General features: G+C 54.5%; 21 protein-coding genes and 1 pseudogene. 15 read left to right on the top strand and 7 right to left on the bottom strand.

What is annotated here, in order from left to right:
• Positions 1 to 299: 299 nt before the first annotated feature.
• The 4 genes and pseudogenes from thiD to EJQ19_RS03745 form a co-directional block, all read left to right on the top strand.
• Positions 300 to 1,103: pseudogene (gene thiD, locus EJQ19_RS03760) on the top strand (bifunctional hydroxymethylpyrimidine kinase/phosphomethylpyrimidine kinase); the annotation flags it as partial.
• Positions 1,104 to 1,297: 194 nt separating this feature from the next.
• Positions 1,298 to 1,939 carry a thiamine phosphate synthase gene (gene thiE / locus EJQ19_RS03755; RefSeq protein WP_126139857.1) on the top strand — a complete coding sequence of 214 codons (642 nt, stop codon included), beginning with the start codon at positions 1,298 to 1,300 and terminating at the stop codon, positions 1,937 to 1,939.
• Between the two features lie 277 nt (positions 1,940 to 2,216).
• Entirely contained in the window at positions 2,217 to 2,825 is a 609-nt protein-coding gene (locus EJQ19_RS03750; protein WP_126139856.1) for an ArsR/SmtB family transcription factor, read from the top strand.
• A 2-nt stretch (positions 2,826 to 2,827) separates the two neighbouring features.
• Complete coding sequence (locus EJQ19_RS03745) at positions 2,828 to 3,943, top strand: aminopeptidase (protein ID WP_126139855.1); 1,116 nt, start codon at positions 2,828 to 2,830, stop codon at positions 3,941 to 3,943.
• An 845-nt stretch (positions 3,944 to 4,788) separates the two neighbouring features.
• Here EJQ19_RS03745 and EJQ19_RS03740 read toward each other — a convergent pair.
• On the bottom strand, positions 4,789 to 5,640 hold the full coding sequence (locus EJQ19_RS03740) for an AraC family transcriptional regulator (RefSeq protein WP_126139854.1): 852 nt from the start codon (positions 5,638 to 5,640) through the stop codon (positions 4,789 to 4,791).
• Positions 5,641 to 5,778: 138 nt separating this feature from the next.
• On the opposite strand from EJQ19_RS03740, the gene EJQ19_RS03735 reads away from it, so the two are divergent.
• The 4 genes from EJQ19_RS03735 (at position 5,779) to EJQ19_RS03720 (ending at position 9,405) form a co-directional block, all read left to right on the top strand.
• Positions 5,779 to 6,630 (top strand): sugar phosphate isomerase/epimerase family protein, encoded by an 852-nt coding sequence (locus EJQ19_RS03735; RefSeq protein ID WP_126139853.1) that lies wholly within the window; start codon positions 5,779 to 5,781, stop codon positions 6,628 to 6,630.
• A 187-nt stretch (positions 6,631 to 6,817) separates the two neighbouring features.
• Entirely contained in the window at positions 6,818 to 7,486 is a 669-nt protein-coding gene (locus EJQ19_RS03730) for a TVP38/TMEM64 family protein (RefSeq protein WP_126139852.1), read from the top strand.
• Between the two features lie 39 nt (positions 7,487 to 7,525).
• Entirely contained in the window at positions 7,526 to 8,227 is a 702-nt protein-coding gene (locus tag EJQ19_RS03725) for a phosphatase PAP2 family protein (RefSeq protein ID WP_126139851.1), read from the top strand.
• Positions 8,228 to 8,379: 152 nt separating this feature from the next.
• A complete protein-coding gene (locus tag EJQ19_RS03720; protein ID WP_126139850.1) occupies positions 8,380 to 9,405 on the top strand; it encodes an LLM class flavin-dependent oxidoreductase in 1,026 nt (341 codons plus the stop codon).
• A gap of 142 nt (positions 9,406 to 9,547) precedes the next feature.
• On the opposite strand, the gene EJQ19_RS03715 is transcribed toward EJQ19_RS03720, so the two are convergent.
• Positions 9,548 to 9,856: a hypothetical protein gene (locus EJQ19_RS03715; RefSeq protein ID WP_126139849.1), complete on the bottom strand. Its 309-nt coding sequence runs from the start codon at positions 9,854 to 9,856 to the stop codon at positions 9,548 to 9,550.
• A gap of 152 nt (positions 9,857 to 10,008) precedes the next feature.
• Between EJQ19_RS03715 and infC the strand changes: the two genes are divergently transcribed.
• A complete protein-coding gene (gene infC / locus EJQ19_RS03710; protein WP_126139864.1) occupies positions 10,009 to 10,482 on the top strand; it encodes a translation initiation factor IF-3 in 474 nt (157 codons plus the stop codon).
• A 455-nt stretch (positions 10,483 to 10,937) separates the two neighbouring features.
• Here the strand turns inward: infC and EJQ19_RS03705 are convergent, their stop codons facing one another.
• Positions 10,938 to 11,837, bottom strand: coding sequence for a C39 family peptidase (locus EJQ19_RS03705; protein ID WP_164716295.1), 900 nt, complete (start codon positions 11,835 to 11,837; stop codon positions 10,938 to 10,940).
• 128 nt (positions 11,838 to 11,965) lie between these two features.
• On the opposite strand from EJQ19_RS03705, the gene EJQ19_RS03700 reads away from it, so the two are divergent.
• The gene (locus EJQ19_RS03700; protein ID WP_126139847.1) at positions 11,966 to 13,213 is read left to right on the top strand and encodes a M48 family metallopeptidase; all 1,248 of its coding nucleotides are present in this window, start codon (positions 11,966 to 11,968) and stop codon (positions 13,211 to 13,213) included.
• 81 nt (positions 13,214 to 13,294) lie between these two features.
• Here EJQ19_RS03700 and EJQ19_RS03695 read toward each other — a convergent pair whose 3' ends face one another.
• The 4 genes from EJQ19_RS03695 to EJQ19_RS03680 all read right to left on the bottom strand — a co-directional run bounded on the left by EJQ19_RS03695 (position 13,295) and on the right by EJQ19_RS03680 (position 18,168).
• Entirely contained in the window at positions 13,295 to 14,443 is a 1,149-nt protein-coding gene (locus tag EJQ19_RS03695; RefSeq protein WP_126139846.1) for a conserved virulence factor C family protein, read from the bottom strand.
• Between the two features lie 397 nt (positions 14,444 to 14,840).
• Positions 14,841 to 15,428 carry a guanylate kinase gene (locus tag EJQ19_RS03690; RefSeq protein ID WP_126139845.1) on the bottom strand — a complete coding sequence of 196 codons (588 nt, stop codon included), beginning with the start codon at positions 15,426 to 15,428 and terminating at the stop codon, positions 14,841 to 14,843.
• 144 nt (positions 15,429 to 15,572) lie between these two features.
• The gene (locus EJQ19_RS03685) at positions 15,573 to 17,333 is read right to left on the bottom strand and encodes a DEAD/DEAH box helicase (protein ID WP_126139844.1); all 1,761 of its coding nucleotides are present in this window, start codon (positions 17,331 to 17,333) and stop codon (positions 15,573 to 15,575) included.
• Between the two features lie 139 nt (positions 17,334 to 17,472).
• Positions 17,473 to 18,168: a hypothetical protein gene (locus tag EJQ19_RS03680; protein ID WP_126139843.1), complete on the bottom strand. Its 696-nt coding sequence runs from the start codon at positions 18,166 to 18,168 to the stop codon at positions 17,473 to 17,475.
• A 275-nt stretch (positions 18,169 to 18,443) separates the two neighbouring features.
• Here EJQ19_RS03680 and coxB point away from each other — a divergent pair, with 275 nt between their 5' ends.
• From coxB to EJQ19_RS03655, 5 genes are all read left to right on the top strand, one after another.
• A complete protein-coding gene (coxB, locus tag EJQ19_RS03675; protein WP_126139842.1) occupies positions 18,444 to 19,460 on the top strand; it encodes a cytochrome c oxidase subunit II in 1,017 nt (338 codons plus the stop codon).
• Positions 19,461 to 19,486: 26 nt separating this feature from the next.
• Positions 19,487 to 21,361, top strand: coding sequence for a cytochrome c oxidase subunit I (gene ctaD / locus EJQ19_RS03670; protein WP_126139841.1), 1,875 nt, complete (start codon positions 19,487 to 19,489; stop codon positions 21,359 to 21,361).
• On the top strand, positions 21,358 to 21,972 hold the full coding sequence (locus tag EJQ19_RS03665; RefSeq protein ID WP_126139840.1) for a cytochrome (ubi)quinol oxidase subunit III: 615 nt from the start codon (positions 21,358 to 21,360) through the stop codon (positions 21,970 to 21,972). Before ctaD ends, EJQ19_RS03665 begins: the two co-directional genes overlap by 4 nt.
• Position 21,973: 1 nt before the next feature.
• Complete coding sequence (locus EJQ19_RS03660; protein ID WP_126139839.1) at positions 21,974 to 22,288, top strand: cytochrome C oxidase subunit IV family protein; 315 nt, start codon at positions 21,974 to 21,976, stop codon at positions 22,286 to 22,288.
• A gap of 104 nt (positions 22,289 to 22,392) precedes the next feature.
• Positions 22,393 to 23,244 carry a cytochrome c oxidase assembly protein gene (locus tag EJQ19_RS03655; protein ID WP_126139838.1) on the top strand — a complete coding sequence of 284 codons (852 nt, stop codon included), beginning with the start codon at positions 22,393 to 22,395 and terminating at the stop codon, positions 23,242 to 23,244.
• Positions 23,245 to 23,254 lie beyond the last annotated feature (10 nt).

Raw genomic sequence — 23,254 nt, 5'->3', positions numbered from 1 at the left:
CGTACCGAACCGTACCGTACCGAACCGTACCGAACCGTACCGTATCGTACCGGATCGGAACTGGACCGAGATCGGCCGTCAAACCTGCAAAAAAGCAGGAATTTTCCACGATTCTCACCTAGTTTGGTGAAATGCCTGCGATTACGCAGGCATTTTTGGAGAGAGGCCTATTTTGGAACAGTCTCAGTATAAAAAGCTGCTTTTTCGCAGGAATTTTGCTGAAAACATCTTTTTTGAGGGAAATTCCTGCTTTATTGCAGGCAAGGACAGGAATACGAAAACGGGTAAGGAGGATCGCCGTGTCGGTTAAACATACAGTTCCAAAAGCTCTTACGATTGCAGGCTCCGACAGCGGAGGCGGCGCAGGCATTCAAGCCGATCTTAAAACGTTCCAGGAGCTCGGCGCCTACGGCATGACCGCTATCACGGCGGTAACGGCGCAAAATACGCTCGGCGTTCAAGGCGTATATCCGATGAGCGCCGAGGCGATTGAGCGGCAGCTCGTCTCGATCGGCGAGGACTTGCCGCCGGATGCGCTGAAAACCGGCATGCTGTTCAGCGGCGAAATTGTGCGTGTGGTCGCTGCAGCGATCCGGCGTTTTGGTTGGGCGCATGTTGTGGTCGATCCTGTCATGATTGCCAAAGGCGGCGCTGCGCTCCTCCAGCAGGAGGCGGTGGACGCGCTCATCGACGCACTGCTGCCCTTGGCGAGCGTCGTGACGCCGAACATTCCGGAGGCGGAGGCCTTGAGCGGCATTCGCATCGTGGATCAGGCGACGCGCGAAGAAGCGGCGAAGCGCATCTATAGCTACGGCTGCAAGCACGTCATCATCAAAGGCGGGCATGAGGCGAATGCGGAGAGCTCGACGGATCTCCTGTTCGATGGGCAGACATTCACGTCGTTCATGGCTCCGAGGCTGGAGACGCGCCATACGCACGGCACGGGCTGTACGTTTGCCGCCGCCGTGACGGCGGGGCTCGCGCAGGGAATGGCGATGCCGGACGCGATCCGGCAGGCCAAAATGTTTATCCATGCGGCGATTGCTTCGCCGCTGGAGATCGGTGCCGGGCACGGCCCGACGAATCATTGGGCGTACCGGCGGTTGGCGGTAGGCGACGGCGTGTTGGGGGTGCGAGGCTCAGCGGCCAACGACGCGCAAGCAGCTGCGGGCATCTCTGGCGTCGAGGCGGTTGAGATTGCCGCAGCAGGCGAGCGCGTGAGCGGCCTGGGCGAAAGCGCGAGTGGCCCCGATGTCGATGCGGCCAGCACGTCTGCGGGAATGCGAGGTGCCCGCAAATGACGAGCGAAGAGCTGCGCAAGGCGCTTCGGCTGTATTTGGTCATGGGGAGCCCCAATTGCGGCGGGGCGGACCCGGTTGAGGTGCTGGACGCCGCCATCGGCGGCGGCGTCACGATGTTTCAGCTGCGCGAGAAAGGCCCCGGCGCCCTGCAGGGGCCGGAGCTGCTCGCGCTCGGCACCCGGCTGCGCCAGTTGTGCCGGGACCGCGGCGTGCCGTTCATCGTGAACGATGATGAGCGGCTCGCCTTGGAGCTTGAGGCCGATGGGCTGCATATCGGCCAGGAGGATGCGCCCGCCGCCGAGGTGCGGCGGCGGCATCCGGGGCTGATCGTGGGTGTGTCGGCCCACGATCTTGCCGAGGCCCAGTCGGCGGTCGCCGCAGGCGCCGACTACCTGGGCGTAGGCCCCATGTACGTCACGCGCACCAAATTGGATGCGCGTGAGGTTCAGGGGCCTGCCATGATCGAGCGGATGCGCGCTGGCGGCATCCGCTTGCCCTTGGTGGGCATCGGCGGGATCGATGCCGGGAGCGCCGGCCCCGTGCTGCACGCCGGGGCCGACGGGGTCGCGGTCGTGAGCGCCATCACGGCCGCATCCTCCCCGCGCGCAGCGGCCGAAGGGCTGCGCAAGCTTTTTTAGCTGAATCTTTTCTGAAAATTCGGGATGTTCCACCTTTTTCAGGGTGACAAGAACGTCCCTTTTTGCTACCATAGAAAAAAGGCTTGATCTCGGTAAATCGTTAAAGCATTGAATTGCGGGACGATGGGTGAGAAGCAGGGGAGGTCCTGCCGTCACCGCGATTGACAGGGATTCTGTTTGGCATTATGATACGGTTAAAAAGATTTGACCGTTGTTCAATTAACCAAGAAGCCTATACTGAATCATCAGTACATAGGAGAGGGAGGTCGAATCTGTTATGAAGCTGCAACCGGTCTACATTATCGAAGAGCTTGAGCAATTGAAGACAGTGAGCGACCCACTTCGCTACAAAGTGCTTCTCTATTTAATTGAGAAAGCGTATACGGGTCAACAATTGGCTAAACTACTGGGGATGGCGCGTGCCAAGGTTCATTACCATCTTAACGAATTAGAAAAACATGGGTTTATTACCGTCATTCGCACAGAGCTGAAGAACGGGATCGTCCAAAAATTTTACCGAGCCGTGGCGCGCGGTTTCGTTCCTAGTGAAGCGCTGCTGCCTTATGTATCCGAAGTTGAGAATTATTATCGGGAAGCGACGCTCAACGCGCTCGGCCGTGCCCGCATTCGGGCGATTGAGGCGCCGGAGGAAGCTTTTCAGATTCCGTCTCCGGATCGCGCGCATTGGCATCGGATGGCGACGCAAATCGAAGTCAAAATGAGCAAGGAAAAGTTCGCTCAGTGGCTGTCGAAGTTCCGCGCGCTTATTTTTGAACTGGATGCGCAGCAGGAGGAACAGGGAGACTGGTTCTATTTAACGACGGTCGGTTTTCAAATTAACGAGCCTTCCTTCGATCCTGTGGAGGAAGTGCAAGAGGAGAAATAGCTATGCTGGATCCTAGACTAACGAAGCTGGCTGATGTGCTGGTCAATTATTCCGTGAAAGCGAAGCCGGGCGAAAATATTTTGATTGAAGCCTACGGCATCGACAATGCGCTGGTCAAAGAAATTGTGAAAAAAGTGCACGCTGCCGGCGCGCATCCTTTTGTGAATTTGCGCGACCATGCAGTCATTCGCCAGCTGGTGATGGAGTGCACGGAAGCCCAAATGCAGACGTGGGCGGACGCTGACGCGTTTCAAATGAAGCAAATGCAAGGTTACATAGGCGTCCGCGGCGGCGCAAACATCTACGAGATGTCGGACATTCCGGCGGACCGGATGAAGCTGTACAACTCGATTTATTATCAGCAGGTGCATTTTGACGTGCGTGTGCCGGATACGCGCTGGGTCGTCTTGCGTTATCCGACGTCTTCGATGGCGCAGCTTGCGAGCATGAGCACGGACGCGTTCGAGGATTTTTACTTCAACGTCTGCACGATGGATTATGGCAAAATGTCCAAAGCGATGGACTCGCTCAAAGCGCTCATGGACAGCACGGACAAAGTGCGTCTGGTCGGCCCTGGCACGGACCTGACGTTCTCGATCAAAGGCATCGGCGGCGTCAAATGCGACGGCGAGCTGAACATCCCGGACGGCGAAGTGTACTCCGCACCTGTGCGCGACTCCGTCAACGGCGTGATTTCGTATAATACGCCTACGCCATATAACGGTTTTATTTTTGAGAATATCGTCCTCGAGTTCAAAGACGGCAAAATCGTCAAAGCGACCGCGAACGATACGGAGCGGATCAACGAGATTTTTGACATGGATGAGGGCGCACGGTATGTCGGTGAGTTCGCCATCGGCGTCAACCCTTACATTAAACACCCGATGAAGGACATTCTGTTCGATGAGAAAATCGACGGCTCCTTCCACTTCACACCAGGCAACTGCTACGACGACGCCTACAACGGCAACAAATCGTCCCTGCACTGGGACATCGTGAACATTCAGCGTCCCGAGTACGGCGGCGGCGAAATCTGGTTCGACGATGTGCTGATCCGCAAGGACGGCGTGTTCGTCCTGCCGGAGCTGGAGCAGCTGAACCCGGAGAACTTGAAGTAAAATGAAACCTCTCGCTTAGCCCATTGCATGATGGGGGAGCGGGAGGTTTTTTGGTTGGGATGGGGTGTAGACGCAGCGCGGGACCGATCGCTCCACGGATCAGGCTAGGCCTAAGAGGGTCTAGCCCTAGCTAAATCCGCGAAAATGGCTATTTCAGGTGACTTAAGAGGGTCCATCCCCTCTTAACGCAGGCCAAACGAGCCCCAAATAGTCAATTCGTCGCTGCTAAGGGGGGCTAGCCCTAGCTAGCTCCGCGAAAATGGGCTATTCTGGGTGACTTAAGAGGGTCCAGCCCCTCTTAAACCATGCCAAACGAGCCCCAAATAGCCAATTCGTCGCTGCTAAGGGGGGCTAGCCCTAGCTACCTCCGCGAAAATGGGCTATTCTGGGTGACTTAAGAGGGTCCAGCCCCGCTTAACCCTCACGAACCCTGCACTCAACTTCCACTCACGCAGCACCCCCTACTACATTCCGCCGCCGCCCGCATCCCCATGGTCTTCAAACTAGCTAATCCCTTCCTCCTGTGAGCCTCCTGCCAGCATCACCAGCCAGCGACAAAAAAATAAGCGCGGCAAACCACGCTTATTTCCCAATCTTAACTTGTTTCACAACAAATAGAGGTGGCAAACCGCTTTTATAGAGTCAGGGGAGGCGAGAAAGGAACGTTGTGCGAAGCAATAAGCGTGGTTTACCACGCCTATTAGATCGCAAATCGGCGAATATCCCCAAATAGAAGCGGTTCACCGCTCTTATTTGGGAAAATCATCGTGGCGTCTGCTGGGATGCTGTGCCCGCGCTCGAGCGCACTTCAACGCCCTCCAGCTCTACTCACTGCCCCCGCCAACTCACACCCGGCGCTGCTGCGCCTGATACTGCCGCGGCGGCAAGCCTACAGCTTTCTTGAACGTGCGGATGAAGTTCGAATAGTCATTGAAGCCGGCGAGCTGACACGTGTCAGTGACGGTGGAGCCTTCGCGCAGCAGCTGCTTCGCTTTGGCAATTCTTTTAAAAAGGATATGCTCGTGAATCGTGCTGCCGGTGTGCTTTTTGAACAGGCGGCAGAGATAGCTGCGGTTCATGAAGACGACCTGCTCGAGCACGTCGAGTGAAAGGTCCTGATCCAGATTTTCGTCGATATAGGCAAATAAGGCGGAGAGCTTGTCCGGCATGACGGCGGGCTCTTCCTGTTTGTCCTGGTTCTGAAACGCGCGGTTGATGAACACGAGCAGCTCTATGAAGGTCGACAAGTACAAAATGTCAGAACCCGGCTGCGCCTGCGGCCGCCGATGGAGCCCCATCCGCTCGAAGAGCTTCATAATATCGTCGATCTGCGGCTGGCTAAGCCGGATGCGGTTGCGCTCGCCGAAGGCGCGGTTATGGAAGCACCCGAGAAGATCGAAATGCGGTGCATTAAAATGCTCCGCCAGGGAAGGATTAAAGTGGATCACGACATTTTCGTAGCGTTGTTTTTTGGATTGAAAATTCGGCCTATGGAGCTCGTTGCTGTGCATGATCAGCAGATCGCCGTATTGCAGCTGGTACACTTGTTTTTCGATAAAATAGTGTACATCGCCGGTCAGAAAGAAGTAAATCTCATACTGATCCTGATGCTGATGGAACCCGAGCGGCGCCGGCGTATGCGTCACGGAATGCCGGAAGGTCACGAGATCGAACAGATTATGGTAGATATCTTGCATGAAGGTTCTCCTTGAACGGGCGGAGTCAATTTAAGCAAACTTTTGCCCAATTAATGCAAAGAATACGTTTATATTATACTGCAAAATAAAGAGGAGATAAATCATCCTTGCAGTCAATTACCTAGGAGGCATAAATCTATGAAATTGTCCGTATTTACTGTGTCCACTCCCGATTTGACGCCTGAAGAGCTTGCGAAGGCAGCGGCGGCAGCCGGTATTCAAGGCGTTGAATGGCGATATACGAAAAACCCGGCAGAAGCGGCGAACCAAGCCCCATCCTTCTGGGGCAACAACCTGTGCACGATCGATCCGTCCGTATCCGACGAAGAGCTGCTTCGCTTCAAGACGGCGGCTGAAAAGGAAGGCTTGACGACGCTCAGCATCACACCTTACCTGAACTCTCTGGATCTTACGGCGACAGAGCAGGCATTCAAGCATGCCAAAACGATCGGCGCATCCTTTATCCGCGTCGGCGTGCCTCCTTACAACCGTACGGAGAACTATAACGACTTGTTCGCAAAAGCGACGGATTACCTGCATCAGGTGCAAGAGTTCTCGCAGCAATACGGCATTAAAGGGATCATCGAGATCCACCACAACACGATCACACCGAGTGCCGGACTCGCGCACCGACTTGCTTCCAAGTTCAGCCCTGACCATATCGGCGTACTTCACGATGCTGGCAACATGGTGCACGAAGGCTACGAAAACCACCGCATGGGTCTTGAGCTTCTCGGACCATACCTGGCGCATGTACATCTCAAAAACGCCGCTTGGGTGGCAACCGGTGAAGAGCAAAACGGCGTCAAGCTGTGGAAAAGCGAATGGGCGCCGATCGATAACGGTGTCGTGAACTGGAAGCAAACGCTCGACGATCTGAAAGCAGTCGGCTACGACGGCTACATCGGCATCGAGGACTTCAGCAACCAGTACGGTTCCGCCCAAATGCTGAACAACTTTGTTGCGAAAGTCAAGCAATGGCTGGCTTAATATAGAACGGAAAAAAGCCCGTTGGGAGCGTCTTGTACGCATCCGGCGGGCTTTGTTATGCTTGCCTTAGCGGGATTGCGCAAGGGAGGCGTTTTCGTCTTCCGGCAAACAGCGGATATTGCGAGGGGATGCTCACATTGTGTAAGATGGAGCTTAGAAAAGGAATTGGCATTGAAGGAGGCGGGCCATGGCGCGTTCAAAACCGCTTTGGCTGCTGGCAGGCTGGTTTGCTGCTGCGGCATTGACCTTATTGATTTTAAAATGGACCGGCGTCTGGCACCAGTTGGATTTGAATTGGGTCACACGCTGGCTGCGCGATCTAGGGCCGCTTGGCGGACTGCTCTATATCATTGCCTACACGCTGCGGCCGCTGGTGTTGTTTCCGGCGACGCCGCTGACGCTCTACGGCGGCTATGTGTTCGGTGCGTTTTGGGGCACCGTCTATGATTTTATCGGCGCGGGGGCCGGGGCGCTGCTCTCTTTTTACATCACCCGGAGGTGGGGAAGAGGCGCTTTTCAACGCATTCTCAAGAGCAAGAAGCTGCTGTCCTTCGATCAAAAAGCCGAAGAGAAGGGCTTTATGGTCATTTTATATATGAGGCTGATGCCTTTTTTTCCGTTTGACGGGATCAGTTATGGCGCGGGCTTATCCAAAATCCGCTTCTGGGACTACACCTGGGGCACGATGATCGGCATTATTCCGGGCGCGATTGTGTATAACGTTTTCGGGGCTTCGCTCCACGATATTTGGTCCTTCAAATTTCTCGGCGCTGTCGTCATGTATGCCGTCTTTGCCATTGTGCCGCTGTTGGTGCGAGGGCGGATGCAGAAGCGAAAGGTGCGTGCTGGGGAATAAGTCAGATGGGCAGTTAAGATCAGAATAGGGGAGATCAGGATGGAGAAGACAAGACGGTTAGCGCGGGTATGGGAAGTTGGAGCGGTGGTCTTGTTGGCGATTGGATTTATCGTTTTGGCGGCAGGCCTTTCCGCGGATTGGCTGCATCAATTCGACGTGCGGATTGGAAGCGCTGTACATAGTGTGCGAAATGAAGGGCTGACTAGTGTGGCGGAGGGCGTCACGATGCTTGGCAAAAGCGTCACGGATGCCATCGTGTTCGTCATTGTCGCGCTTGTGCTGTTGCTGAAATGGAAGCAAAGAGGGGAAACGCTTGTTCTGCTCATCGGGACCGTTGCGGCATGGGCTCTGAACACGTGGCTCAAGGGGATATTCGAGCGGGCGCGTCCGCTGGATTTCCTTGTGGTGGAGGATGGGTTCAGCTTTCCAAGCGGGCATGCGATGGTATCGAGCTTTTTTTACGGGTTGGTCGGGTACTTGATCTGGATCAATGTGCGGGACAAATGGCGCTTCGCCTGGCTCGTTCCGGCGCTGACCGCGGTGCTGATCGCCTCTATCAGTCTCACGCGGATTTACCTCGGCGTGCATTATCCGAGCGATGTGCTGGCTGGACTTGCGGCAGGCGGCGCGCTGCTGCTCCTCTGTCTATTCGCCGTGCGGACCATCGGGCTGCGTCGGGCGAGTCGTACCGGTTCCATTAAAACGGGCACGCAAACGGAAAGTCATAAAGTTACGTTGTAGCCATACACTTTTAATAAGAAACGTATAGTGAAAATGCCAGAATAATCGGACAATACCTAAACGGGGTTGTCCGTTTTTTCTTTTGTGCGTCTGCCGTTGTATAATGGAATTTACCATCCGACCGTTAATCAACTTGGAAATGAGGGATGACGATGCTGAAATTAAGCATTCTGGATCAATCGCCGGTGTCCGCCGGCGTTAGTCATAGGGAAGCCGTCCAACAGACCGTTCAGCTTGCGCAGCTTGCCGACCGGCTCGGCTATACCCGGTTCTGGGTGTCGGAACATCATAACTCGCAGGGGCTTGCCGGCTCCTCGCCCGAGGTGCTGCTCTCGACGCTTGCCGCCCGCACAAGCCGCATTCGGCTTGGCTCCGGCGGCGTGCTGCTGCCGCATTACAGCGCGTACAAGGTCGCGGAAAATTTTCGCATGCTCGAGGCGCTGTACCCGGGCCGTATCGATCTCGGCATCGGGCGGGCGCCGGGCGGCACGCCGCATACGGCCAAAGCGCTGCGGGGCGCAGAGGCCAATCTGTTTGAGGGACTGGAGCGGTTCCCGGCGCAAGTCTCGGATCTGGTCGGGTTCCTGACGGATACGATCGAACCCGGTCATGTGTTTGAGGGCATTCGCGCCACCCCGCTGGTGGAATCGATGCCCCAGGTGTGGCTGCTCGGGTCCACAGGACAGAGCGGGGTGTATGCGTCGCAGGTGGGCGCAGCGTTCTGCTTCGCGCATTTTATCAACGGGGCGGGTGGCCAGCAGGCGGTGCGCAGCTACCGCTCGTCTTTCCAGCCGTCCGCGCTCAATGTCGTGCCGCAGGCGACGGTCTGCATCTATGTGTTGTGCGCCGAGACGACCGCCGAAGCGGAGGAGCAAGCGACGTCCATCGATTTGCGCATTCTGCAAATGGAAAAAGGCGAGTTCACCGGGGTGAAATCGCCAAAGGAAGCGGCCTCGTACGTCTACTCGGACTGGGATCAGACCCGGATTCGCGATAACCGATCGCGGATGATTATCGGGAACCCGTCGCAGGTGCGGGACGGCTTGCGGCGCATCGCCGACAGCTATGGGGTCGACGAGGTGATGGTCGTGACCGGCGGCTATCGGGCGGAGACCCGGCGCCAGACACTGGAGCTGCTGGCGGAGATGTTCCGGTTGCGCCCGCGTTTGACGGGGTAAGGGTTGACGGGTTCTGTGCGAGCGGAGCTTCCAACGCGCGAGAATCCTGGGCATGCATTGCTTCACCGGTGCATGGCAGTCGTTGGAATTTACTTCATAGTGCCGGTCTGTGTATACGCGCGCACCATCGAACCATGCGATGTTAACGCAGCTTGCGACCGCGCTTCTCAATCTCTTGCGTCACGATATACGCCAAGTCCTCGTTGCCGAACAGGGACAGCACGCCAAGCAGCGTGGCGTCAGCGACGTCGCCGGCTTCCTCTTTGGGCACGGTCAGCTCCATCGCCTTTTGCAGCGCTTCATTGTTCGGCTGCTCCGGGTACGCTTGACGGTACAGCGCTTCGGGATCGAGATCGTGATTGATGCACCACTGGGCAAAAACGAGAATCATCATATGCTCTTCCCGCTTAAAATTTTCCATCATTTGCTCTTCTAATTGTTTCTTATTCATACTCGCGAAAGCAGCTCCTTTTCTCATCCCATTGAACATGAAAAACCTTAAGCACCCCAATTGTCCCTCTCCATTTCACCATGGAGGCATGTAGGGGGACGCTGGTGCTAGCTGGGTTTCATTATAGCGAAAGATCAGGTGGTTTCACAATGATGCTCATGAACGAAAAAATTAAAGCGTCCGAGGTCAGTTTGACGGGCGTAAACGGCGAAGACCTTGGCATTGTCTCGACGAAGGAAGCGCTCAAGCTTGCGAAGGCGTTGAAAGTTGACCTCGTCTGCACCTCGCTGATGAGCTTCCCGCCGCCGTGCAAGCTGATCGGGAGCGGGCAGGCGAAGCAAGAAGCGCAGCAGGCGCGCAAAAAAGAGCAGCCGTCCAAGGTCAAAGAGATCCGGCTGACGCCGCAGATCGAGGACCACGATCTGGAGACGAAACGAAGCCAGGCGGAGCGCATTCTGCGCGGCGGGGATGCCGTGCTGTTCGTCGTCAAAATCTCCGGCAAGGAAGGGCCGCAGGCCAAGTCGCTGCTGGAGACGCTTATGAAGGAGCTCGGCGCGGTCGGGCGCAAGCAGACGGGCATCCAGCTGAGCGGCAAGCAGGCGGCGGTGCAGCTCGACCCGCTATGAAGACAAAAGCATGAAAACGGCCATTTGGGCGGGTTCATGCTTTTTGTGTGCTGTGGCGGGGAGCTAGCCGGGCTAATTTGCCGTCGCTCCTTCTAATGAACTGGAATTTCTCCCGTTCATTTTCTCGTTTTCGCCCAAATCGGGGAGATGAACTGGAATTCTTCCTGTACATTTGCCCGGTTGGCAGTTAATCTCCGAAAACAGCCAAATTGAACTGGAGGTTTTCCAGTTGAATTTGCACGAGAGCCGTTATCAGACGAAATAAACGGGAGGTTTTCCATTTCATGGCACACAAAGCCGCTTAACTTTCACTTGCTTGACGTTGTCCGGTCAAGCGACCAGTTGCCACCATAGCCTAGATTGGAGGAGAGGGGTTGTACGACCGCGACGCATACCCGAGGCGCATACCGGCGACGCATTCCCACGACGAATACCGGAGCGCACAGCCGCATCGGCTACAGCTTTGCCTGTCGGGCCGTGATCGCCTGCGATCCCATCGCTTCCCATGCCCGGTCGAAATCGTCCAAGCCGTATGCCTCCTGACGCCCAGTCATCGGGTCGTTCAGGTAGGCGTATTCGTCGTCAGAGCCGACGAGCAGCAGGGCATGCTCCGGCTGATACCACTCGACGAGCTCGCCATCAGAGTCCTCCCACTCCAGGTCGAGATACGGCATGTCCATATGTTCGGTCGCCCATACCATGACTGGTCTGCCTTTGGCGGGGAGCTCGAGCAGACTGGCAAAAGCGATCCCGGTCATATCCTCGATCTGCCCGGGCAGCCACTGCTTCATGAGCGCGGCGATGGGCGCATGGTAAATGCCGTAGCCGACGTCAAAAGGGTCGCCGACGAACACATCCCGAGGATTGCCGCCGACCACGGCGCCATCCTCGTTGGTGTAAGGCAGCTCGCCCTTCGGTAGCGCGGCGGCGACGTCTTCTTTGGAAATGGGCAGTCCGGCCCAATTCAAGAGCATGGTGGCTGCGACGGCCTCGCAGCCGTTGGGCAACTCCGGCAGCTGCGTCAGCGCCGGAATGGCGCGCAGCGGCTCCACCGCAGCGCCGGTTGCTGGCGCGGGCGCTGTTTCCGCGGGCTGCGCAGGCTCCGCCGGGCCCGCCACCGCGCTTGCCGCGGCAGGCCCGGCAGCGTGCGCGCCACCCGCGACGCCCGCCGTCGCTGCGGCCGTCGCCACTGGCGTATCCGCCGACAGCGCCACCCGCGACGCCGCGGCCGTCGCAGCGGCGCTAACCGCCACTGGCGGCCGGATGTGCTCACCGGCTGGCGAGACGGACTCGGCCACATAGACACAGAGCGAGGCTGCTCCCAGCCCCAGCAAACTTAGCGTGATTTTACGCAAGGGAAGACACTCCATTAGTTAAGTAGTTGATCGTTAATGTCATTACATCACGGTGCCCTTACGATTGCAAGACGGGGGATGAAATATCTCCACAGCTTGCCGCATAGACTAGCCTTGGAGGGATCATCATGAAACAATTCTATATCGGTTGTGTAGCGGCATTTATCAGCTATTGTTTGATTGCAGCGATGATCTTTCTAAGGGGAGATCTGTTCCACATTCCTGCTTCGCTCGTCGGCACTGCGGCGGATCCGCACACCTTCATGACTGCAGCGCAGATTCATAAGGCGGAGTCGCTCTCTCGGATTCATTCACTGTCGTTTTTTATCAGCGTGCCGCTTCAGATGGGCATTACGGTGGCATTGTTCGGAATGGCTGTCCGGTTCCGCAACCTGGCGGAGCGAGTTACAAGGTCGGGAATTTTGCAGCTCGGGCTATTCCTTCTCCTGTTCAACTTGTTGACGGACGTGCTGTTCCTGCCGATCGATTATTTGCTGTTCCGCATCGACCATACATACGGCATTTCAACGGAGACGATCGGCATGTTCTGGAGCGATCATGCGAAATCCTTTCTGATTTCGCTGCTCGGCACACTGGTCATGGTCGGCATCTACCGTGCGGTAGCCAAACGGAGCCCGCAGCGCTGGTGGCTCTGGCTGTGGGGGATCTCGATTCCGCTGATCGTCTTCGTCACGTTTATTCAGCCGGTCGTGCTCGATCCGCTGTATAACAAATTCGAGCCGCTGCACAATGAACAGCTTAAGCGGCAGATACTCGATCTGGCTGCACAGGCGCATATTCCCGCGGATCAGGTGTATCAGGTGAACATGTCCGAGCGCACGAACGCGATCAATGCCTATGTGAGCGGCATCGGCGGTAATGCCCGCATTGTGCTGTGGGATACGACGCTGCAGAAGCTGACGCCAGAGGAGATTCTCACCGTCATGGCGCATGAGATGGGCCACTACGCCGAGAGGCATATCTACTGGGGCCTGGCCTATGGCATAGCGCTGAGCTTCGTCGGTTTCTGGCTGGCGTTCCATGCGTTTCGCTGGATGCTGCAGCGTTTCGGAGCGTCGATCGGCCTTCGGGGCGAACGCGATCTGGCCGCGCTGCCGATGCTGTTGCTGCTCATGATGCTGATGAGCTTCATTTCGGCGCCGCTGCAAAATGCGTTCTCCCGCGTTATCGAACATCGGGCGGACGTTTATGCGATGAACATGACGGGGGATGGCACAGCAGCCATTCATGCGTTCCAGCAGATCGCCAAGGAGAATTTGAGTCCCGTCACGCAGCCGAAGCTGGTGCAGTGGTTCCGGGGGTCGCATCCGACGATTCTGGAGAGGATTTTGTATTTCGAAAATTTCGCAAAGTGACGCTCCCATCGCGCTCTTTGAACGAAAAAGGCTAGGGAAGGGGCGAAGCGCATCGCTCCCTCACTAGCCTTTCCTGTATAATTACTGTTCGTTCCGCCGCGTCATCTGCTGCCATACCGAGCCTTCAGCGGCATGGCCGCCCTCGATGCGCTCCAGCGCAATTTTGACCTGCATCCGGACTTCAAATTCCGGATCGTCCGCCGCGGCGCGCAATGCGTCGAGCGCGCTGCGGTCGCCGACCTCGTAGAGGAAGCGCGCCGCACGCCAGCGGACCAGCTTGTTGCGGTCCGCGAGCGCCTTCGCCATCGCCGGAATCGCGGCGGGGTCGCCCAGATCGGACAGCGTGTCGCCCGCTGTCCGGCGAACGGCAGGCGTATCGTCCTCGAGGGCACGATACAGATGAGGCAGAACCTCGGGTTCCTTGATGTCCCCGAGGTACACCGTCGCCAGTCGCCGGATCGACGTATTCTCGTCATGCAAGGCATGGACGAGCAGCGGGAGCGTCTCCAGCGACGGCTGGATTTTCTGAAGCGCGGCGTAGCGCAGCTTCCAATCCGGGCTGCGCAGCTGCTCCGCCGCTGCGCTCACATCCGCGTCCCCTGCGGTCTCCGGCGCCTCAGGGGCATCTGGCGTCTCCTGCATTGCTCGGGAGACGAGCTCCTCCAAGCGGGCATCGTCATACGACGCGTCCAGTTCCTGGACGATCTCGCCCGCGATGTCATTCAGTTCGCCGTAGCGCACGCCGAACTCTTCGAGCTTCCGCTCCTTGATCAGGTTCGGCGAGGCCGTACCTGCGCGGACCGCGGCTTCCGTAAAGCGCGTCGGCATGGCGACGCGCGCTTCCTCGGAGCCGGCGCGCACCCGCACCTGAAGCGGAATGCCGCGAAACATCTGCACGAGCACCTGGGCTTCTCCGAAGGCGGTGTCGGCTTGCGGCTGGATCGGCGCGGCTGCGCCGCCTTCGGCAGGCTGCGCCTCGCCGAAGATCTCCCGCGCGCGGCCGAGAATGAGCGGCCAGTCCCCCTTCGGATTCCGGTCGACCGCAATAAAATCGGCGGCAAGGAACACGCTCAGCACGCCAGGGACATCGAGCAGTTCCTGCACGGAAGCAGGAGCTTGGGCGCGATTCGCTTTCGTATACGTATCCCGTCGACCTGCCGGGAGCGCTTCGTCCATGTTGAGCTTCATGGAGTTCGGACTGGGCGTAGGTTCAATGGAAAGTATTTTCATTGGAATTCAATCCTTTCAAAGTGGAGACGCAGCCAACGACTACGTCAGACAATGTCAGTGGCAACGTCTTGGACAACGTCATACGCGTTAAATTCCTGCAAAAAAGCAGGAATTTGTCGTGAATTGACGTTGATGAACGGAATGCCTGCAAAAAAGCAGTTTTTTTCATCGAAATCCTCATAACTGGCGCAATTTGGCCAAAATGCCTGCCTTTTTACAGGTATTTCTCAATCAGAAGGTGAAGCGAGCCGAAATGCCTGCTTTATTGCAGTTTTGCCGAGGCTGTTGGTACGGCTGCTGCTACTGCTGGTACGGCTGCGGTTGCTGCAGCGGCTATCTGCAAAAAGCCCGGACGAATAAATTCGTCCAGGCCCCTTCATGCCTCGTACCTATGTGATTAATCAAGTTCCAGCAGATTGCGATTCAGGTACTTATCCAACGTTTTCGTTAGATCGAATACCGTATGCGCCAAATCCACATTCTCAAACACGTGATCGCAGCGATCGCGGTAAGCGAGCTCTTTTTCAAAATCGGAGAGATACTTGCTGGCGACTTCCTCGGAATCGCCGCTTTCTTTCATCCGCTGTTTCAAGGTTTCGCGCTCCGCATAGATGAAGATCTGAACAACATGGTCACCGTACAGGTTTTTTAGCGTCTCGGCGCCAGAGTGGTTCAAAATCAGGTAAATAGAGCCGCTGCGCTGAAACATCTCTTCGATGTCTTTGCTTTTGATGCCGTATAAATGGTCGTTGACGGTGCTAACCTCGATGAATTCTCCCTCGGCTTGCGCTTTGGCGAACTGGCCCGGGGAGATGAAGTGATAATCCTGACCATCCACCTCCGTAGCTTTCGGAGGCCGGGTGGTGTACGAAATCACCTGTTTGATTCCGAGGGTGGAACCTGACATTTCGGCAACTGTCTTGCGACCGGCACCATGCGGTCCGGTGAAGACAAAAATCATTTCCTTATCCCTTAATGCGTACATGGAACATACCTCCTTTGTTGTGGTGGGGGGTAAAATCCTACGTGCGTGAAAAAGTATGAAACGATTTTTGTAAGTGAAAATAGGGCGTAGTTCTATTCTACTACGGGAGAGAATCCAGGTAAAGCCTAGTCGAAAACGCTTCCCTTACCGTTTGCCGCCGCTGCGGCCGCCGCGCGGTGAACCTCCGCGGGTCGCGTCGCCCCGCGCAGCGCCACCGCGTGGGCCGCGATCATCGCCGCGCCCGCCGCCGCGAGACGCTCCGCCGCGGGCGGCATCACCTCGCGCAGCACCGCCCCGCGGGCTGCGCTCCTCGCTGCGGGCGCGCGAAGCGCCGCTGCCGTACTGCTGCGGCCCGCGCGAAGCTGCGCCGCCGCTGCTCCCGCGCGCCGGGCGCTCGTAGCCCGCGGTGCGCGCGCCTTCTCCGGCGCCAGCACCGCTGCGCCGGTCGATCCGCGGCCGCGCCTTCTCCGCGGCGCGATCCGCTCCGTCGGCGCGTCCACGCGTGACGCGCCCTTTCCCGGCGGCCTGGCTTGCCGCCGGCTCGCTCGCCTGCGGCGCGCGGCCCCACGTGTCCGGGCTGCGCTCCGTGCTCACACGGCCGCCGGCCTGGCGGCCTGCGCCGTACTGCGCATCGGCGCCGCGACCTCCGCGCCGCACCTCGCGCGCGCCGGAACGGCCGCCGCCGCGCGTGCCGCGCTCCTGCGCTCCCCGGTCGCTGCGCCCGCGTCCGCGCCGCGCAGAGCCAGTGCCTTCCGTGCCGTAGTCCTCTTCACGGCTCACACGCACCTTCCGCTGCGTCGACTCCTCGCCGCGCAGCGACATTTTGATGCCTTTTTCGATGAGCTCAATGGCAGGAATTTCTCTAGTCGTTGCGAAGGTGACAGCAACTCCCGTATCGCCGGCACGGCCCGTGCGGCCGATGCGGTGAATGTAGCTTTCCGCGTCCTGCGGAATATCGAAATTATAGACGTGCGTCACGCCCTCGACGTCCAGGCCGCGTGCGGCAATATCGGTTGCGACGAGCAGCTCGACGCGCCCTTCACGGAAGCGCTTCATGACCTGTTCGCGCTTCGACTGCGACAAATCGCCGTGCAGTTCGTCGGATTTCATCCCGTTAATTTGCAGAAACTCATTAACTTCCATGACTCTGGCTTTCGTTTTGCAAAAAATCATGGCCAAATAAGGGTTGTGATCCTTAATCGCAGCTAAAAGTGCATTCAGCTTGTTTTTATCCGTGGTCGTGATTAATTCTTGCTTGATTTCATCAAGCGTGACTTGTTTGCTCTGAATTTTAATTTCTTTCGGTTCTTTCATATAAGCTTTGGAAAGGTTGACAATCTGCCCGGGCATTGTAGCCGAGAACAGGAGCGTCTGCCGGTTGGACGATGTCTGCAAGATAATGTCCCTGACTTCCTGCAAAAAGCCCATATGCAGCATTTGATCGGCTTCATCGAGGACAAGCACCTTAAGTTTGTAGAAATTGATGGAGCCGCGGCGAAGGTGATCCAGCAGCCGGCCCGGTGTTCCTACTACTATATGTATGTTTCCTTGAAGCTTTCTAAGCTGTTTTTCTACGTCTTGACCGCCATATGCTGCCAGGACACCCGCACCTGTTACTGGAGCGAGCAGTTTGAGTTCATTGCTGATCTGAATGGCGAGTTCGCGAGTCGGTGTCAAGATCAGCGCCTGTACCTCAGGGCTTTGAACATTGATTTTTTCAAGGATCGGCAGTACGAAAGCAAGCGTTTTGCCTGTACCTGTTTGTGCTTGTGCGATGACATCGCTGCCTTCCAAAACAACCGGAATCGCTTGACGTTGGATCGGTGTGGGTTCAGTGATTCCTTGATTGTGCAGCGTTTGGACAATGCTGTCCTGAATGCCCATGAGGGCAAATCCATTTGACATGGGTAATTAGCCAGCTCCCTTTTTCCTTGTAGGACTTTGAAGACGATTCCCTCATTGTACAGGAATGGCCGACAAATAGAAACAGGAGCCGGCCAGGATTGAAAAAAATTCTACATTATATAGAAGAAAAATATGAGCCTTAGTCCTGCGGCAGCTGTTGAGCGGTGCCGAAGATGCGCGTTACAGTTTGGTTAAAATCTGTAAGCTGCGGATGTAGATCATGTCCCTTCCAAGTTTCCTGCGCATAGGTATTCATCTTGTTGAGGAAGTCTCGATTCGCAGAAATATAGACATCCATCAGATTCGGCTGAAGCTGGCGAACCTTTTCTGCGATCTCCTGCTTGAAGCGGTGGGACAACAGTTCATGATGCACAGCGGTTTCGTAGCTGTTAAAGCCGTTATTCAAATCATTGCGCGGCATGGAGTCGTCATAGGGCTTGGTATCATTGTACATGCCCTTTGTTGTTCCAGCATTATTTGTTTCTTTGGTTGTCCCTTTTGTCCCGACGGCACTGTGATCAATCATGAGAGCGACATACGCATTCTGATCCGTCGTGACGACGACAGCCGTATTCACGCCGGGGACCGCATTCACTTGATCCGACAAAAACTGGCTGTATGCCATTGTTTTATTATTGTGCGACACGGGGCCGGTCAGCTGCTGTGTTTGATAGGCACGCGTCTGGTGATCGGCGTCGGAGACGGGAGATCCGTAATTGCCATGGGCTACATTTGTAGCATCCCTGCCATAATCGCGTTTCTCGTATCCGCAAGCAGGTAATGTTAACAGGAGGAATATCATTCCATAAATCGGAAAACCTAACTTCCTGAGCATCTTGTTGACCTCCTTAAGTCTTGATGAGATTAGGATGAGATGTTTCCCTTGAAATATTCGCACTTACAAATAAAGGCGAAAATGCATAAAGAGGGAGGCGTATGGAAATAACCATGAAGGGAAATATATCGCTACAGGACGCTGTTTAAGAACAATTTGTGAACTCTTCTACAGCGATTGACAAAAAGTTTTCACGAATTTATAGTTATTAAAGTGAATTGACATGGGCATGGCCTTCGTGGTAAAAATATTGTTTTAAAAGTGGGGTTGATACAATGAGTCAATTGAAAAAGTTCTGGCGTCTGCTACCCCTTTTAGCGGTGATGACGTTCATGCTAACCGGGTGTGGAGACCCAACCTTGTCTGCTTTAAAGCCTAAAGGTCCAGTAGCATCAGAGCAGCTGTTCCTAATGAAATTAAGTCTTTTCATTATGATTTTTGTCGTAATTGTCGTTTTTGCGATCTATGCTTATGTGCTGGTCCGCTACCGCAAACGCGCTGGAGACAACAGCATTCCTAAGCAAGTTGAAGGAAGTCATGTGCTGGAAATTATCTGGACGGTTATTCCGATCCTGCTGCTGTTGGTGCTTGCGGTTCCGACAGTATCCTACACATTTAAACATTCCAAGAACTATAACCAAGACAAAGATGCCGTTCATGTCAAAGTAACCGCTCACCAATTCTGGTGGCAATTTGAATATCCTGATCTTGGCATTGCGACTGCACAAGAGCTTGTTATTCCGAAGGATAAAATTATTGCATTCGACGTTGTTTCTGCAGACGTATCCCACGCGTTCTGGGTGCCATCCCTCGGCGGTAAAGTCGATACGAACCCAGGAATTCGCAATACGCTTTACCTGCAGGCCGATGAAATCGCTACATTCCAAGGCAGATGTACGGAGCTGTGCGGCGCATCTCACGCCTTGATGAACTTTACAGTGACTTCTAAATCCCAAGCGGACTTCGATGCATGGGTGAATAAAATGAAAACACCTGCAACTGTGCCGGCAACTGCTCAGAAAGGTGAAGAGCTTTTCAAAGAAAATTGCATGTCCTGTCACGCGGTTAACGCTAGCGGCCCAGGGGTTGCTCCTAACCTGAAAGGGTTTGCTGATCGTGATACGCTTGCTGGCATTCTGGAACATACGCCTGAGAACATGGCGCTTTGGATACATAATCCGCAAGAGCAGAAACCAGGCAACAAAATGCCGGCCTTCGGTAAAGAAGCAGGCGGTAAACTTGATGACGGTCAAATCAACGAAATCGTCAAGTATCTTCAAACTTTGAAATAAACTCTTGATGTAAGGAGGTTCATACGTTGGCTCACTCTCATCCAGTAAAAAAACGTACCGGTCTGATGGATTGGCTTACAACCGTCGATCATAAGAAAATCGGTATTCTGTATTTGCTCGCGGGCGGCTTCTTCTTCCTAATCGGCGGACTTGAAGCGATCCTAATTCGGATTCAGCTTGCTTACCCGGATCAACACATTTTCGTAGGCGACGCATTTAACCAATTGACGACGATGCATGGTACCACGATGATTTTCTTCGCAGCCATGCCGGTCATCTTCGCATTCATGAATGCCATCGTACCTCTGCAAATCGGTGCTAGAGACGTTGCGTTCCCTTTCGTTAACGCACTTGGCTTCTGGCTGTTCTTCGCCGGCGGCGTGCTCATGAACACGAGCTGGTTCTTGGGCGGCGCACCTGATGCAGGTTGGACGGGTTATGCTCCGCTATCCACTATTATGGATACAGGCTGGGCTCAAACACTTGAAAACAATATTCAAGGTACGGACTTCTACGTACTCGGGTTGCAAATTGCAGGTATCGGTACGCTAATCGGGGGGATTAACTTCCTCGTAACGATTATCAATATGCGTGCGCCTGGTCTGACGTATATGCGTTTGCCGATGTTCACATGGGCGGCGTTTGTAACATCCGGTTTGATCGTGCTTGCCTTCCCGGCAATTACAGTTGCGTTAGTTGAGTTGATGTTTGACCGTGTGTTTGGCGGTGCATTCTTTGATGCAGCCAGAGGCGGCAACAACGTGCTTTGGGAACATTTGTTCTGGATTTTCGGGCATCCCGAAGTTTACATTCTGATTCTTCCAGCGTTCGGTATTATCTCGGAGATTGTTCCTACTTTCTCGAAAAAGCGCCTGTTCGGATATAGCTCCATGGTATTTGCAACCGTGTTGATCGGCTTCTTGGGCTTCATGGTTTGGGTTCACCATATGTTTACAGCAGGTCTTGGTCCAGTAGCGAACTCGATCTTCTCGATCGCAACAATGGCGATTGCCGTACCTACTGGTGTTAAAATCTTTAACTGGTTGTTCACACTGTGGGGTGGGCAAATCCGTTTCACAACAGCGAACATTTTCGCAACAGCGTTTATTCCAACGTTCGTTATGGGTGGTACAACTGGGGTTATGCTTGCGATTCCAGCAGCTGACTTCCAGTATCATGATACGTATTTCGTTGTCGCTCACTTCCACTATGTAATTGTCGGCGGACTCGTACTTGGCTTGTTCGCAGGGATGTACTACTGGTGGCCAAAAATGTTCGGCCGCATGCTGAACGAAGGTCTTGGCAAATTGCATTTCTGGTTGTTCTTTATCGGCTTCCACTTGACGTTCTTCCCGCAGCACTTCCTCGGTTTGATGGGAATGCCGCGCCGCGTATTTACGTATCAGCCGGGGCACGATCTTGAAGTGGGTAACTTAGTTTCAACGATTGGTGCGTTCTTCATGGGCGTAGGTACAATTGTGTTCTTGATTAACATTATTACGACAGCAAGAAAACCAAAAACGGCACTCGCCGATCCATGGGATGGCCGTACGCTGGAGTGGACCATTTCTTCTCCTGCACCTGAATACAACTTCAAACAAACACCGCTCGTTCGTGGGTATGATGCACTATGGAAAGAGAAAATGGCAGGTAATAAAGAAATGACACCGGCTGAGCCAGTGGGTTCCATCCACATGCCTTCCGCTTCAATTCTACCGCTTGCTATGTCGGTCGGTTTGTTCATCGCAGGCTTCGGCTTTATGTACAAGAACTACTATGTAGCCGCTGCCGGCATTATCGTTACATTAATCTGCATGTTCCTTCGTTCTGTGTACGACGATCATGGTTGGCACATTGAACCGGAAGAACTGGAAGACGATCATAAGGGGGTAAAGGCATGAGTACTCATCACACGGGCGCACTGCCTGCTAATCCGGAAACGGCTACCCTCGAAGGGAAAAATAAAGTTCTTGGCTTCTGGTTGTTCCTGGGCGCCGAGGTAGTCTTGTTCGGTTGCTTATTCGCAACCTATATCGCACTGCGCAATTCGGTGCCTGACGGCCCGACAGCGGAAGAAATCTTCAAGCTGAAAACGGTAGGCTGGTCCACGTTCATTCTCTTGACATCCAGTTTGACGAGTGTTTTCGCTACGATGGCGCTGCACAAACATAAGCTTGGGCAAGTTCTTGGCTGGTTGGTTGTCACTGTATTGTTAGGTCTGACGTTCCTTGGCCTTGAGATTTACGAGTTCGTTGAGTATGTACATGAAGGGCACAAGTTCGTAACAAGCGCATTCTCGACTTCGTTCTATACGTTGGTCGGGTTCCACGGTGCCCACGTTGCGTTCGGGGTGTGCTGGATTACGCTGCTCATTCTGCAAGGCTTGAAAAAAGGCCTCACAGTCGTAACCGCTCCAAAGTTTTATGTCGCCGGTCTGTATTGGCACTTTATCGACTTGGTTTGGGTATTTATCTTCACGGTCGTTTACTTGATGGGGAAGGTGGGTCACTAAAATGAGCAACTCTCATGATACATCCGCACCTAGCAAACGCGTTAAGCATGAATCGCCTGCAAATCACTACTTGTCTTACATTATTTCGATCCTGCTTACCATGTTGGCTTTTGCAGTTGTTCTTTACGGCGATCTGGATCGTTCGTTTATCTTGATCTTTATCGTTTCCTTGGCAATTGTGCAAGCCGTCATTCAATTGTTCTTCTGGATGCACGCTAAAGAAAGAGGGCATTTGTTCCCTCTGATCTTTATCGGCGGCGGCGCAATCGTTGCTTTAACCGGGGTTATTACGGCAGTATATTGGGTATGGTGGTAGGAAGTGGGAAGAGGCAACTTTGTCTAGGCAAAGTGCCTCCTCTTTTTTTAATCGGAAATGTATCGGTTTTCATTCGGATTGATTGAAAGGAGTAGCGTACGGGTATGAGTCAGATTGGTGGTTTTTTTGATTTGTGGAGTCCTGTTGTGCTGTTGGTCGTCTTGGTAATTGGCTATTTGTATAGTCGATTTGTCGTAAAAGGAAATGGGAGTTCCACAGATCGTGCGCCAATTTCGCTTGCACAACGGTGCTCCTTTTACGCAGGGCTTGCTCTGTTCTATATTGGGCAAGGTAGTCCGATCAACTATATCGGCCATCACTATCTGTTCAGTATGCATATGCTCCAGCAGACGCTGCTGTACCTTGTTGTGCCGATTCTAATCTGGGTGGGCACGCCGGGCTGGCTGCTGATGGCTTGCATGAAGAACATGGTGTTCCGTGGAATCTTTTCTTTTTTCTCGCGGCCGCTCATTGCTTTGTTTATGTTTAACATGCTGTTTTCCATTTACCATATGCCATTTATTATGGATTATCTGATGAATAACGATGTATGGCTGCTTGCCTATCACAGCGTGCTTTTATTTACGGCTTTCATGATGTGGTTCCCGGTTTTCTGTCCGGCTCCAGAGCTGGTGCGTCTGAGTGAACTGATGAAAATGGCCTACATTTTCGGTAACGGCGTGCTGCTTACGCCAGCTTGTGCACTTATTATTTTTGCTGATACAATTATCTACAATATGTATGATAATGTAACGGTTCCGTTCGCACATTTATCCCCTCTGGACGATCAGCAGTTGGGCGGTGTCATTATGAAAATATTGCAAGAGATTATCTACGGATCTACACTCGCCTATATTTTCTTCCGCTGGTATCGCAGAGAGCGCCGGGATGAGGACGATTTGAACCCTAATGAAGCATCGGAGAACAATCAAAGCGCAAACTGGAATCGCGCATAAGCAGAAAGGA

The organism is Paenibacillus whitsoniae, from assembly GCF_003955665.1.
GTDB classification, from domain to species: domain Bacteria; phylum Bacillota; class Bacilli; order Paenibacillales; family NBRC-103111; genus Paenibacillus_E; species Paenibacillus_E whitsoniae.
Note: the sequence above shows the minus strand (reverse complement) of the source record. Positions and strands in the feature narration are given on the sequence as shown.